This is a genomic window from Wolbachia endosymbiont of Mansonella ozzardi, from assembly GCF_020278625.1.
In the GTDB taxonomy this organism is placed as follows: domain Bacteria; phylum Pseudomonadota; class Alphaproteobacteria; order Rickettsiales; family Anaplasmataceae; genus Wolbachia.
Map to the genome: position 1 here is coordinate 1 of NZ_JADAKK010000007.1, position 11,898 is coordinate 11,898.

At 34.7% G+C, this 11,898-nt stretch carries 14 protein-coding genes; 9 read left to right on the forward strand and 5 right to left on the reverse strand.

What is annotated here, in order from left to right; genetic code table 11:
* Positions 1 to 175: 175 nt before the first annotated feature.
* From secD to IHO40_RS01120, 4 genes are all read left to right on the forward strand, one after another.
* Positions 176 to 1,690, forward strand: a complete 1,515-nt coding sequence (gene secD, locus IHO40_RS01105; RefSeq protein ID WP_225536359.1) for a protein translocase subunit SecD — start codon at positions 176 to 178, stop codon at positions 1,688 to 1,690.
* A gap of 59 nt (positions 1,691 to 1,749) precedes the next feature.
* Positions 1,750 to 2,934 (forward strand): dicarboxylate/amino acid:cation symporter, encoded by a 1,185-nt coding sequence (locus IHO40_RS01110; protein WP_225536360.1) that lies wholly within the window; start codon positions 1,750 to 1,752, stop codon positions 2,932 to 2,934.
* 6 nt (positions 2,935 to 2,940) lie between these two features.
* Positions 2,941 to 3,543 carry an orotate phosphoribosyltransferase gene (gene pyrE / locus IHO40_RS01115; RefSeq protein WP_410543350.1) on the forward strand — a complete coding sequence of 201 codons (603 nt, stop codon included), beginning with the start codon at positions 2,941 to 2,943 and terminating at the stop codon, positions 3,541 to 3,543.
* A 615-nt stretch (positions 3,544 to 4,158) separates the two neighbouring features.
* Positions 4,159 to 4,866, forward strand: a complete 708-nt coding sequence (locus IHO40_RS01120) for a pyridoxine 5'-phosphate synthase (protein ID WP_225536362.1) — start codon at positions 4,159 to 4,161, stop codon at positions 4,864 to 4,866.
* On the opposite strand, the gene IHO40_RS01125 is transcribed toward IHO40_RS01120, so the two are convergent.
* The 3 genes from IHO40_RS01125 to rplM form a co-directional block, all read right to left on the reverse strand.
* Entirely contained in the window at positions 4,859 to 5,170 is a 312-nt protein-coding gene (locus tag IHO40_RS01125) for an HU family DNA-binding protein (RefSeq protein ID WP_225536363.1), read from the reverse strand. The two genes, IHO40_RS01120 and IHO40_RS01125, sit on opposite strands and share 8 nt — an antisense overlap.
* 143 nt (positions 5,171 to 5,313) lie before the next feature.
* Positions 5,314 to 5,760: a 30S ribosomal protein S9 gene (gene rpsI, locus IHO40_RS01130; protein ID WP_225536364.1), complete on the reverse strand. Its 447-nt coding sequence runs from the start codon at positions 5,758 to 5,760 to the stop codon at positions 5,314 to 5,316.
* A 10-nt stretch (positions 5,761 to 5,770) separates the two neighbouring features.
* Positions 5,771 to 6,229, reverse strand: coding sequence for a 50S ribosomal protein L13 (rplM, locus tag IHO40_RS01135; RefSeq protein WP_225536387.1), 459 nt, complete (start codon positions 6,227 to 6,229; stop codon positions 5,771 to 5,773).
* A gap of 132 nt (positions 6,230 to 6,361) precedes the next feature.
* On the opposite strand from rplM, the gene IHO40_RS01140 reads away from it, so the two are divergent.
* The 4 genes from IHO40_RS01140 to IHO40_RS01155 all read left to right on the forward strand — a co-directional run bounded on the left by IHO40_RS01140 (position 6,362) and on the right by IHO40_RS01155 (position 8,866).
* On the forward strand, positions 6,362 to 7,597 hold the full coding sequence (locus IHO40_RS01140) for a TolC family protein (RefSeq protein WP_225536365.1): 1,236 nt from the start codon (positions 6,362 to 6,364) through the stop codon (positions 7,595 to 7,597).
* A gap of 110 nt (positions 7,598 to 7,707) precedes the next feature.
* Positions 7,708 to 8,091, forward strand: a complete 384-nt coding sequence (locus IHO40_RS01145) for a hypothetical protein (protein ID WP_225536366.1) — start codon at positions 7,708 to 7,710, stop codon at positions 8,089 to 8,091.
* A gap of 23 nt (positions 8,092 to 8,114) precedes the next feature.
* Positions 8,115 to 8,201 carry a DUF2497 domain-containing protein gene (locus tag IHO40_RS01150; protein WP_255585936.1) on the forward strand — a complete coding sequence of 29 codons (87 nt, stop codon included), beginning with the start codon at positions 8,115 to 8,117 and terminating at the stop codon, positions 8,199 to 8,201.
* A gap of 74 nt (positions 8,202 to 8,275) precedes the next feature.
* Positions 8,276 to 8,866 (forward strand): RlmE family RNA methyltransferase, encoded by a 591-nt coding sequence (locus IHO40_RS01155; protein ID WP_225536389.1) that lies wholly within the window; start codon positions 8,276 to 8,278, stop codon positions 8,864 to 8,866.
* Positions 8,867 to 8,878: 12 nt separating this feature from the next.
* Here IHO40_RS01155 and IHO40_RS01160 read toward each other — a convergent pair whose 3' ends face one another.
* Entirely contained in the window at positions 8,879 to 9,526 is a 648-nt protein-coding gene (locus IHO40_RS01160) for a heme exporter protein CcmB (RefSeq protein WP_225536367.1), read from the reverse strand.
* A gap of 102 nt (positions 9,527 to 9,628) precedes the next feature.
* On the opposite strand from IHO40_RS01160, the gene IHO40_RS01165 reads away from it, so the two are divergent.
* Complete coding sequence (locus IHO40_RS01165; protein ID WP_225536368.1) at positions 9,629 to 10,012, forward strand: TraR/DksA family transcriptional regulator; 384 nt, start codon at positions 9,629 to 9,631, stop codon at positions 10,010 to 10,012.
* A gap of 86 nt (positions 10,013 to 10,098) precedes the next feature.
* Here IHO40_RS01165 and virB9 read toward each other — a convergent pair whose 3' ends face one another.
* On the reverse strand, positions 10,099 to 10,884 hold the full coding sequence (gene virB9, locus IHO40_RS01170; RefSeq protein WP_225536390.1) for a P-type conjugative transfer protein VirB9: 786 nt from the start codon (positions 10,882 to 10,884) through the stop codon (positions 10,099 to 10,101).
* Between the last annotated feature and the right edge of the window lie 1,014 nt (positions 10,885 to 11,898).

Below are 11,898 nucleotides of genomic sequence, written 5' to 3' on the forward strand. Positions count from 1 at the left end.
TATAGACTGGAGCTAAATAATAGCTTCAATACTATGATAAGGAAACCGGAGGAACTTGTTAAGCAAATTTTGCTTTAATTCGTTTCTATAGCTACTTGAGTGACACAGTAGGTTATTTAGAGAATTTTACAAAAATCCATTTTTAGTTTACACTACAATTTTAAACCTATAACTTATGCGCAATAGGCTTATAATCAAATCTTTTTCGGTGCTGTGTATCCTCCTATTCGCCTTATACGTAATACTGCCGAATTTCTTTGATAATAAGCTTCTTGTTTCAAAAAAGAGAATAAACCTAGGGCTTGACCTGAAAGGTGGGTCATCTCTGCTTCTTAATGTAGATTTGGATTCCTATTTCAAAGAAAAATTGAGTATGCTAGCCGATGAAATAAAAGAAAGCCTACTAGCAAAAAACATTGAATCCAGAATACGAATCGATAAACAAGCAATTATGACATTGAATAATACTGATGACTATAAGAAAGTTTCAACGCTAGTTCATAAAATAAACCCAAATTTAGAGCTAAATAGGAAAGATGCCTCGATTTTCATTTCATATAAGCCTCACTATAAGAATTCTCTAATCAACAAAGTAGTTTCAGAGTCGATAAATAACGTCCAAAGACGCCTGGATAAGCTTGGTACAAGGGAAGTAAGCGTACAAAAACAAGGGCAAAACAAGATATTAGTTCAAGTACCTGGAGTAGAAGACACTGAACAAATAAAATCTCTGCTTGGCAAAACTGCTAAGCTAGCTTTTCACTTGGCAAACACTAATGTGGCTAAAATGCAGAATTTAGACCACGAAACTACCGTCATGCTCAAGGATTCTTTAGGCAACTCCTATCCAATATTCCGCAAGGTCGAAATAGGTGGTGATTCGCTGGTTAACGCGTCAGTTAGATTCAGTTCGCTTGGAAAATCCACAGTACATTTTAAACTCGACAGCATAGCAAGTAAGAGATTTGCAAAAATCACTAAAGAAAACGTGGGAAAGCCCTTTGTAATTGTTCTTGATAACACAGTTCTAACTGTGCCAACAATACGCGAACCAATTCTAAATGGAGAGGGAGAAATTAGTGGTAATTTCACTGAAAAACAAGCAAGTGAGCTTGCAATACTTCTAAAATCTGGCGCATTGCCAGCACCACTTAAAATAATAGAAGAGAAAAATATCGGTCCAAGTCTTGGAGAAGAGTCAATAAAAGCAGGAGAAATAGCAGCGATGACCTCTATCGTAGCTGTTGCTTTATTTATAATTATTATTTACGGCAAGTTAGGCCTATTAGCCTCTGTTGCACTGCTTTTTAATGTAATTTCTATACTATTAATTCTTACCCTACTTGAGGCAACTCTGACCTTACCTGGAATTGCCGGCATTGCGCTAACTGTTGGTATGTCGGTCGATGCAAATGTCTTGATATTCGAACGCATTCGCGAAGAAATGAAATCAGGAAAAAGAACAGTTCGTGCCATTGAAGAGGGTTTTAAAAACGCAATAAAGACAATCCTCGATTCAAATCTTACCACATTAATTGCCGCAGGAATAATGTTTGCCGTTGGCAGCGGAGCAATCAGAGGTTTCTCTGTTACTTTATCAATAGGAATTTTATGCTCGATGTTCTCTGCAATCACAGTCACAAAACTTCTAATAGAGTTATGTGTAGATCCGAAAAAGTTGGTCCTTTAAGTTACTAATTACAAAACAACGAAATTGTTGTATAATGCCATTTTTAAGTTTTATTTCTAATGCATAGGTTTGCGATACTCTTTTTTATACTGCTTGCAATAGTTGCGTACTATTTAAACAATAAAGTCGTATTTGAAGTAGCAAAGCTATTTAGTGACATATTTATTAGCTTGCTTAAATTGATCAGTTTACCTTTGGTTTTTCTATCCATAGTGTCTACAATTTCAGGACTTAAAGACTTGATTAAAATTAAAACTTTACTTAAGAAAACGCTGTTCTATACGCTGCTTACAACCATTATAGCTGCGTTTGTTGCACTATCTTTTTATTTACTTATGGATCCAGTGAGAAAAAATTTCACAAGTAACACGATAGAAAGCGTAAGTAACAGCAATTACAACTACTTTTCATACTTGAAATCACTCATTCCTTCAAATTTTGTGCAAGTCTTTCTTGAGAATAACGTTATTGGCAGCATATTGATCGCTTTTTTAATAGGTGGAGCTATTATTTCACTATCAAGAGAAAAACAGGATATACTACACCAGGTGTTTTCTGCACTTTTTGATGTGTTACTTAAAATTGCTCAAGGGCTACTGAAGTTCATTCCGCTTGCTGTGTGGTCCTTTATCACGTGTTTTTTGCACGAGCTAAAAGGTGTCAGCGAGTTTTATAGTCTTTCGTGGTATTTTGCCTGCGTAATGTCTGCGAATTTCGTGCAAGCATTTCTAGTTTTACCGCTACTTATGTGGTATAAAGGCATATCACCAATTCAGACGCTGAGGGGAGTTATGCCTGCGCTCACACTTGCGTTTTTTTCTAAATCATCCAGTGCAACATTGCCAACAACCATAGACTGTGTGCAAAATAAGTTAAAAGTGCCAAAGAAGTTATCATCCTTTATTTTACCAATATGCACAACAACCAATATGAACGCATGTGCTGCGTTTATTTTGATTACAGTAATGTTTGTTGCGGAGATGAATGGGTACACATTTTCCTTAAGCGAAATGTTTATATGGATTTTTTTAGCTACAGGAGCTGCAATTGGCAACGCTGGAGTAGCAATGGGATGCTATTTTATGGCAACTAGTTATCTTGTATCGATGAACGTTCCTTTGCATATTATGGGACTGATTTTGCCTATTTACACGATCATCGATATGTGTGAAACTGCAATAAATGTGTGGTCTGATGTTTGCGTAACTCAAATAATCAATAAAGAATGCAAGGGTGAAACTTAAAAAATGATGTTATACAAAGGTGATTCAATAATGAAGGAATTTGAGGAAGCTGGAGCGATTTTGCACGGGCATTTTGTCCTTTCATCAGGACTGCATAGTGATACATATATACAATGCTCTAAGATTTTTGAAAATCCAAGTAGAGCCATGAAAGTTTGCGAGCTATTAGCAAACAAGATAAGAAAAGAGCTAAGTAGTTCAATAGACTTAATACTATCTCCTGCAATTGGTGGAATAATCTTGGGTTATGAGATTGGCAGGCAGCTTGGAACCAGGACAATGTTTTGCGAGCGCGTTAATAGCAAGTTTGAATTACGCCGCGGATTTGAGATCAAAAAGGGTGAAAAAACATTACTGATTGAAGATGTGATAACCACGGGCAAATCTTCACTAGAAGCAGTGGAATGTGCAAAAGGGAATGGGGGCAAAGTCGTTGCTGAAGCTGCTCTAATCAGGAGGAATAGTGAAGCAAAATTGCCTTTTCCTGTTATATCTTTGCTTGAGCTTAGCATTGAAAACTACAGTGAAGCGGATCTCCCTGAAGAATTGAGAAAACTGCCTGTAACCAAGCCAGGGAGCCGGGAATATCTAAGTAATTGTGCAAAGTAGTTCTATTTTTAATGTCATCCAAGTAGAATAGAAACGGATTAATGCAAAATTTACTTGACAACCTTCGTAGTCCTTTTACCATATTATCATTGGTGTTTTAGGCCAAAATTTATCTTTAATCTTTATATTAAGTAACAAAAGCGCAGTATAAAAGAAGGCTTGTTATGTTTTATTTTTGCAGCAAGGGCACTGCACGTTTTTATAAATTTTTGTCTACATTAGCTGGACCTTACTTACTAAGCGGTATAAGAGAAAACCGGACGCCAAGTTTTTGAGAGAATAGTAAACAACTCACATTGTGAAGTTTCTTTTGTCTTTTTTAATTAGCTAAAATTTTAACTAATCTCATTTTTTTTCATAAAAAAATGCTCAACAGGTTTTGACATTTCCCTTATCATAAAACTATAGGTATTTATAATCCCAAGTTCAGCTACTTGTCAAGCGTATAGAGCATTAACGCCAAGTTCTTAAATAGGTATTAACTAGGCCTTTTTTTATTTGGTAAATTTCTTAAATATAAAGGTTATACTAACTTTCGTTATCGGAGAGTCAAAAAATGATTGTGTAAGAGAACTAATAACATGTATAATTTATAAACAACCTTTGAGGTGGATTATGAAACTAGGCGTTAACATCGATCACGTTGCAACCCTTCGCAACGCACGCAGAACTCCTTACCCAGATCCATTAAAAGCAGCAGAAATAGCTATTGATGCAGGAGCAGATTTTATCACCGTACACTTACGAGAAGACAGAAGACATATTAAAGATGAAGATGTGTTCAACCTGAAAAAAAACATCGAAACTGAGCTAAATCTTGAAATTGTAGCTACAGAGGAAATGCTTGGAATAACTAAAGAGGTAAAACCCTATTCGATTAATATAGTACCAGAAAAAAGAGAGGAATTAACAACAGAAGGTGGCTTGGATATAATCAACATGTACAGTAAACTCTCTAGTATAATAGAGGGGATGAATAGCATCGGTATAAAGGTTTCACTGTTTATCAATCCAAATATCAATCAACTAAAGTATCTTGAGAAGCTAGAAAGAAAGCCTGACATAATAGAAATTCATACAGGAGATTACTGCAATAATCCATCAGAGGAAAAATTACAATCAATTACTAATGCTGCAGAATATATCAATAAATTAGGAATAGAATGCCACGCAGGACATGGCATAACCTATACACACGCTAAAAGAATAAAAGAGACGCCTCACATCTCAGCTCTCAATATAGGCCACTCCTTAATCAGCGAAGCTATATTTTACGGCTTACACAGCGTAGTAAAAACAATGAAAACGATAATCTCTAACTAACTACTGCTTTTTCCTTTTCATTCAAAACAATTAAAAGAGTCTTGCTTGCTTTAAATTTCACTCTTGTCTTTTTAGGGACAGTCATGATTTCACCACTCTGAGGATTACGACATTGTTTCTCCCGACTTATAGCAGTAGAGAATGTACCTACTCCATGCAGGCGTATTTCACCTTCCCTATCTAGCCCATCTTTTATTATTTTTATAAACGTATCATAAATCTTACCCAAGTCAGATTTCGTTATATTTATATTCTGACAAGAACAATCCTCTTTTAATTGTTTTACTATATCTTTTTTACTCATAAATTACCTTAATATTGAAAAATTCACACAAACAGCATATTACGTTCATATCAATAGTCAACCAAATTTATCGCGAAAATAGAATATATCATACACTTTTTTTAATATTTACATAACGTTTAACAAAAAGCACAAAAAAATGATTATCTTTTAGAAAATTGATATTTCGCTCGAGCTCCACGTTGACCATATTTTTTACGCTCCTTAACACACGAATTTCGTGTTAAGTATCCCCCCTTACGCAGTATAGAATATAAGTCTTGGCTTATTTTACTTAAAGCCCTGCTTATTCCATGAGCTAAGGCACCTGCTTGACCAGACAGCCCACCACCCTTCACCGCAGCAAATACGTCATACTTATCAAGCATAGATGTTACAATAAGAGGCATTTTTATCATCTGACACACTGATTCCCTTTTAAAGTAACCCAGTAGTTTGTCTTTCTGATTAACAATAAACTTCCCGTTCCCTGGCTTTATCCATACTTTCGCTGCAGATTCCTTCCTTCGGCCTGTAGAATATAAACGACCTAGCGAATCAATTACTGGTTTAGTTATTTTTTCTGATTGATTTGTTACAGAATTTTCCATTTTTACTCCATTATTTTTTATTTTTGCGATTTAAAGAAGCAAAATCTACCTTTTCAGGTTGCTGCCCTTGATGCTTATGCTCTGGACCAGAATAAACATATAAATTTCCAAAACGTTTACGTGCCATAGGGCCACCATTAAGCATTCTTTTTATTGCCATTTCTATTACACGCTCAGGAAACTTACCATTTAAAATATTATCTGGAGTAGCTTTTTTCAAACCACCAGGGTAACCTGTATGCTTATAGTAAATTTTCTCCTTAAGTTTCTTTCCAGTAAAATGCACCTTTTCTGCGTTAACGATAATTACATTATCACCACAATCCATATGAGGTGTATACTCAGGTTTATGTTTTCCACACAATAGCGTTGCTACAAATGCTGCAAGTCTCCCTACTACTAACCCTTCTGCATCTATGACAAACCATTTTTTATCGATTTGCTTTTCTTTTAAGAAAAAAGTTTTCATCATCTAAAATTATACAATAGTAAGTTATGATACACTTAATTCCTAAATAGTGTCAACAGCATTAGTCATTGATTATTAAAGCAATTTATGCTAATAACTTACCTGTGTGCGACCAATGTATATAGGAGCAGAATGTTTCGGTTGATTATTACACTTGCAATCATTTTTAGTGCTACAAATTGTTACGCAATCGACCTTGAAGAAGTTATAAATAAGGCTATTAAAAATAGTTCAAAACTAAAATCTCAGCTCTACCAATACAAAAGTGCAGAAAAACAGCTAAAATCCTCCGGGTTGGCTGGATTTTTACCTGAGGTTAATTTACAATACAACTTTAATAGCAATTTCGATCTATATGATAGCCAACATGGGATACCTGGAAAACGTCTTACATTGAATCAGAGAATAATAGACGGTGGTGGTACTTTTGCCACATTCAGCCGATCAAGTCACTTTCTCAGGGCAGAAAAGATGCGGTTTCAACAGTTAAAGCAAGAAATTGCGCTCAACGCCGTGAAGGTATACGTTGACGTTCTACTCAGGACAGAAATATTAAAATTGAGAGAGCACAAAGAACGAGTTTCTTTGGAGCACTTGTCAGCAATGAAAAAACGCCTTTCTCTTGGAGAGGTTACCAACGCTGAAGTTTCATTAGCAAAAGCAAAATTTTCATCTTCAGTGTCAGAAAGAGTTGATGCTGAAGGTAAATTAAAATTGGCAAACATTTCTTACTTTCACTTAATTGGTGAGGATCCTGATGAACTTTCAGAAGCTAATGATAAGTTACCTTCCGTTCCCAAGCTAAATGAGTGCTTACAATTAGCAAAAACCAACAATCTATCTTTAAAAGCAGCGATTTATCAAAAAAGAGCAGCTAAAATGGAAGTGATTGCTGAAACTTCTAAGTGGTTACCCTCTTTGAATCTCAGTACAAGTAAAAGCTTTAAAGAAGGCTTTAGCCTTGATACGCTTCTAGACAACGTCAATATTGTTTTCACTCTCGATATTCCAATTTTTAAAAGAGGAACCAATGCTTTTGGTATCAGCAAAGCTAAAATGGATGCAAAAAAGTCCACTTATGATTATTATGAAACAGCGAAAAATATAGAAAAAGAGGTTGTGAATGCTTGGAACAACGTTCTGACAGCAAAGGCTGTTATCAAAGCAAGTCAAGAGGCCGAAAAAGCAGCAGCTCTAGCGTTGGAAGGAGTTGAGCAAGAGGTTAACTCAAATTTGAAAAGTACAACTGAACTTTTGGATACCGAAGATGCGCTATTCAAAGCACGTTCGGACTTGGTTGAAGCAAAAAGCAATTATGTAATTAGTGTTTATAATTTGCTTTTTATAATAAATAGTATAGATCTCTAAATTTAATGGTATTAGCGTTATGAGTGATAGACAAAGCAATCAATCTGTAAAAGATATCCTAGAAGACATAAAAAAAAGCCATATCTGGCAAAAATGCAAGCGGTGATGAAGTGGAAATAGACAAGGAAAAAGAAGATGGTGATGTGCTGTATCCTGAAGAAGAATACTTGGAAGATCCAGAAGAAGATAGTAAAGAGGAGGATAATGAAAAAAAAGACATCAACAACAACGGTCAGGATAAGAAAATGGTTTTCTATAACACCAAATTTAATAGTCGTGGCCACGATTTAGAGAAAAAAGAAGATGTTCACTTGCAGCATAATACCCAAATGAGCAATAAAAAAGTGGATAACAGTAGTTTACAAACGCAAAATAATGATCACCTAACCTTAAAAGAGAATATGGAAGAGATTAAAGAGTTATTTGAAAGAATGCAAAGTGAACTACAGCACAAGCAACAAAAAAGAGCAAGTCTTACTGTTGGAGAATTATAGTCACATCTCTTTTAAAACCTCAGTTGTCGGAATGGCTAAATAAGTATCTTCATACACTGGTGGAAGAAGTAGTTGAAAAAGAGCTAAAAGACATAATCAATAATAAGTGATTTTTGTAGGGTATTAACAAATAAAAACTAAAGTAAAAACAGCCAAAGGCAGAAAAATATCCTCAACCAGGTGGCTGCATCGTCATTTAAATGACAAGTACGTACAAAAAACCAATAAGGATGGCTACAGATCGCGCTCGGCGTACAAGTTGATAGAGATAGATAATAAATTCAAATTATTCCGAAAAGAGCAAAAAATCATTGATCTTGGTGCTTCTCCAGGTGGATGGTCACAAGTTGCATCTCAGAAAGGAGTGGATATAGTTGCCATTGACATAAAGCCAGTAAGTACAATTGCTGGAGTAGAATATATACAATGTGATATTATAAATGAGCTTGAAATTTTAAGGAACAAATTTAAAGACCAAAAATTTGATGTAATTTTATCTGACATGGCACCAGAATCTTGTGGTTTAAAATTGTTGGATCATATTAGAATCATGCTTTTATGCGAAGCAGCATTGAGCTTTGCAAGGCATTTCCTAAGCTATGGCGGCAAGTTCGTAGTAAAAATTTTTCAAGGAGAGTCCGATAAAGACTTTTATAATGAATTAAAAAAAGTATTTAAAACAGTAAAATACTTCAAACCAAAGTCAAGTAGATCTGAATCTGCAGAAATGTATTTAGTAGGCTTAGACTTTACTGGTGGTAAAGACCTCAAATAATGGTAAAGCCTTCTAATCCTGTTCTATAGCGGATTTTAATGCTATATGAGCAGCTATAATGCTATTGATTATCAGAATGGCAAAAGTTAAAGCAGTAACAAGTAATGTAAGAATATTCAAGGATAAGCCTTCAAGCTGAACTAATAATTTAAAGTATATAAAAACCGGCATTATAATTGGCAAAACAAGAATTTGTGATACTCCCGATGCTAAGTTGTTTCGACCAATCATTAATGCATTTCCAACAGCTGAAATATTGATTACTATCAATGTGCTGAGCAATAAAGATAAGCCTACTGCTATTGAGTATTTAATATTATTACCAAGAACTACAAAGCTGAATATGGAAGAAATCACTGAAATCGGTAACCCAAATAATAACCAGTGAGCAAAAATTTTACAAGTAATTATAAGCTTAGAAGAAAACGGCTGTATAAAAATTTGCTCTAATATTCCGTCATAATAATCAGAAGCAAATAAGTTATTTGTAGAGATTTGTAAAACAAATGTAGCACATATCCATGTTAATGTTAACATGACTTCTTGTTCACTGTTATTTTCAAGTGTGAACAAAGATAGGCTTAACATTATAATAAAAACAGATATTACATAGGTAAAGTTCTTATCATATATTGCTAATTTTTTTATTAAATTAATCATGCCAGGACTTTAAATGTTTATTATAAATTATAGCGTTTACTTGTAGGTAGTATAATTTCTTGCTCGCAAATTATACAGGTTTTATTATCTAGTTGTACAGTTATGGAAGAGTTACCAAAAACAAAACTACCAGAAGATTACACTCCTTCAGAAGACGAAGAATATATGAGCGTAAAGCAGTTAGAGCATTTCAGTTCAAAGTTGCAATCGATGCTTGCTGAGCTGGAGAAGCAAGAACTAGAGGATAGTACATATTATTCTGATAAAGACAGTGGAAGCGAAAAACTAATCCAGCGAAGAAAAGACAGAAAGGAAAAAATTAAGGAGGCATTAGAAAAAATAAAATTAGGCACCTACGGTTATTGCGAAGGAACAGGGGAAGAAATAGGAGTAGAAAGACTTAAAGCTAATCCACTTGCCACATATTGTATTGAAGAGCAGGAGAGATTAGAAAAAGAAAAGAACGTGTACAACACTGAAGATTAATAGAAATGTTGGTATGACAACCGTTTGAATCAATGTATGCTGAATAGATAAAAGTGCTGTACTTGAAGCACTATAGCCTTTAACAGCTATTTACCCTTTTTAAAAGGCATGCTTCCATTGAACAAGCAGACTGTACTTGATCCGTTCCTTAAGGTAAACACCGAGCCCACTTTTTCAATTATAAGATAATCATCAACTGTACGGAAATTTACTAGAGATTCATATCCTGCAGAGTCAACCATAAAGACTGCTGGAAAATCAGAACTTGTCTTATTAAATTGCAGATATGTGAATTTCCCATCATCAAAGACTTTAGTTGGTATTATTGACTCACTACCTTTTACATGTGAGATGGAATAATTAAAATTTAAGCCTTTCTTTACAACCTCAATATCACTTATGTCAGGAATAGTGTTAGAGTTAGCTTGCTCGAGAATATAACCGTTGTTGGTTGTGTAAATTTCATCACTATTGAATAGTGGATAAAGAAACCTTACTTCATATGCTAATCTTGGATCATCCAATCCAGTTGCTTCCTCAGCATGAAGTTCAAAGTAATAAACTCTTTTGTTAGTAATTATAGTTGCGTTAGTGTCAGCGATATCATCTATAGGTTTGATAAATAACCTGTTACCTTGAGGAACAAGCTGCCAACCAGTTGGATCACCCATTGAAAGGTTTTGTATTACTTCGCCTGGTTCAAATAATATGCTCGACTGGTAACCATAAAAACCAGTGTACTTATGTATAGCCTGTGGATTATAATTGATGACTTTTATGTGACTGCCTGCAGCTATTGGACGTGGTTCCTGTTTTGCAAATGCATCACCACCACAAAAAAACAACAGTAGAACAAACAGTAGGCTAATCATAATATTAAAATTGTACAAAGAACATTATCTTACCACTGGGAGACATAAACTGCAACTGTTAACACCAATTTCCACTACACAGAAAACAGATATGCCACTTTACCCCGCTATTCTACTTGCTTCAGTATAAGCTTTTTCCTCGTCATTGTCCATCTGCTTTCCCTGTAATGGAGATCGGTATTACATTTACATCATAGCCACCTCCTTGCTATGGCAAGCTTGACTATATTCCAGCGATGGTTAGCAGCAGCATTAAATATAAACTTTTTCACTCATCTCGCAATCTATAAAATATTTATGTAAAGATAATATTAGAAGAAAGATAGTTAAACTATAAGCTGGTTGGTAGGAAAATTCATAGATGCCAAGATAAATTCTTCGGAAGGTATGTTAATACTAACATTTGTTATTGGGAAAACAAATGGGACATCTTATAAATTCGTCTAACTCCCTAATTATAGAGAAAAAGAGCTCTTTTCCATTTATTCCATTACCAATGAGACTTGGTATAACCATGTAAAACGACAAATACAGCATTTTGTAATTTATCGTAAGAATTCATACTTTACACAGTCAGAGCGAGGCAATATATTGCTTGAATGAATAATTTCTCTATACTTAACTTGAAGGCAAAAAGGGCTTAATCCTTTTCGAAGCTTGCTAGCTATTGTTCCTAAAATCACTCCTCTAAACAGGGACGCTTAGTAGATGGTCCTGGCTATGAGAAAATCTCCATTTCTGTAGATCCTTGATTTAGCTTTACAATGCCTTTTTCTACACCATCTACTAATGTATATACTCCTAACCAAGTGGCACATCTCTTTAATTAACGTTTTCAAAATCTATAAAATTATTCAGAGAGGTATTACTCCGCCTAGTTCCACTCTAAGGTCATTTTCGTGCACTTTAAAAAATTCTTTTATACCATCAAACTTCATCATTTTAATGTCGCGTTCACAATGTGACAATAAAGTACGAATTAATCGTTTATTATTATGTAGGAAAATTTCTTTT

Bases quoted from the DNA above. Each gene is read 5' to 3' on its own strand.
- pyrE (WP_410543350.1), top strand. From the start codon at position 2,941: ATGTTATACAAAGGTGATTCAATAATGAAGGAATTTGAGGAAGCTGGA.
- IHO40_RS01110 (WP_225536360.1), top strand. From the start codon at position 1,750: ATGCATAGGTTTGCGATACTCTTTTTTATACTGCTTGCAATAGTTGCG.
- IHO40_RS01165 (WP_225536368.1), top strand. From the start codon at position 9,629: ATGGAAGAGTTACCAAAAACAAAACTACCAGAAGATTACACTCCTTCA.
- IHO40_RS01160 (WP_225536367.1), bottom strand. From the start codon at position 9,526: ATGATTAATTTAATAAAAAAATTAGCAATATATGATAAGAACTTTACC.
- rpsI (WP_225536364.1), bottom strand. From the start codon at position 5,760: ATGGAAAATTCTGTAACAAATCAATCAGAAAAAATAACTAAACCAGTA.
- rplM (WP_225536387.1), bottom strand. From the start codon at position 6,229: ATGAAAACTTTTTTCTTAAAAGAAAAGCAAATCGATAAAAAATGGTTT.
- IHO40_RS01140 (WP_225536365.1), top strand. From the start codon at position 6,362: ATGTTTCGGTTGATTATTACACTTGCAATCATTTTTAGTGCTACAAAT.
- IHO40_RS01120 (WP_225536362.1), top strand. From the start codon at position 4,159: ATGAAACTAGGCGTTAACATCGATCACGTTGCAACCCTTCGCAACGCA.
- secD (WP_225536359.1), top strand. From the start codon at position 176: ATGCGCAATAGGCTTATAATCAAATCTTTTTCGGTGCTGTGTATCCTC.
- IHO40_RS01125 (WP_225536363.1), bottom strand. From the start codon at position 5,170: ATGAGTAAAAAAGATATAGTAAAACAATTAAAAGAGGATTGTTCTTGT.
- virB9 (WP_225536390.1), bottom strand. From the start codon at position 10,884: ATGATTAGCCTACTGTTTGTTCTACTGTTGTTTTTTTGTGGTGGTGAT.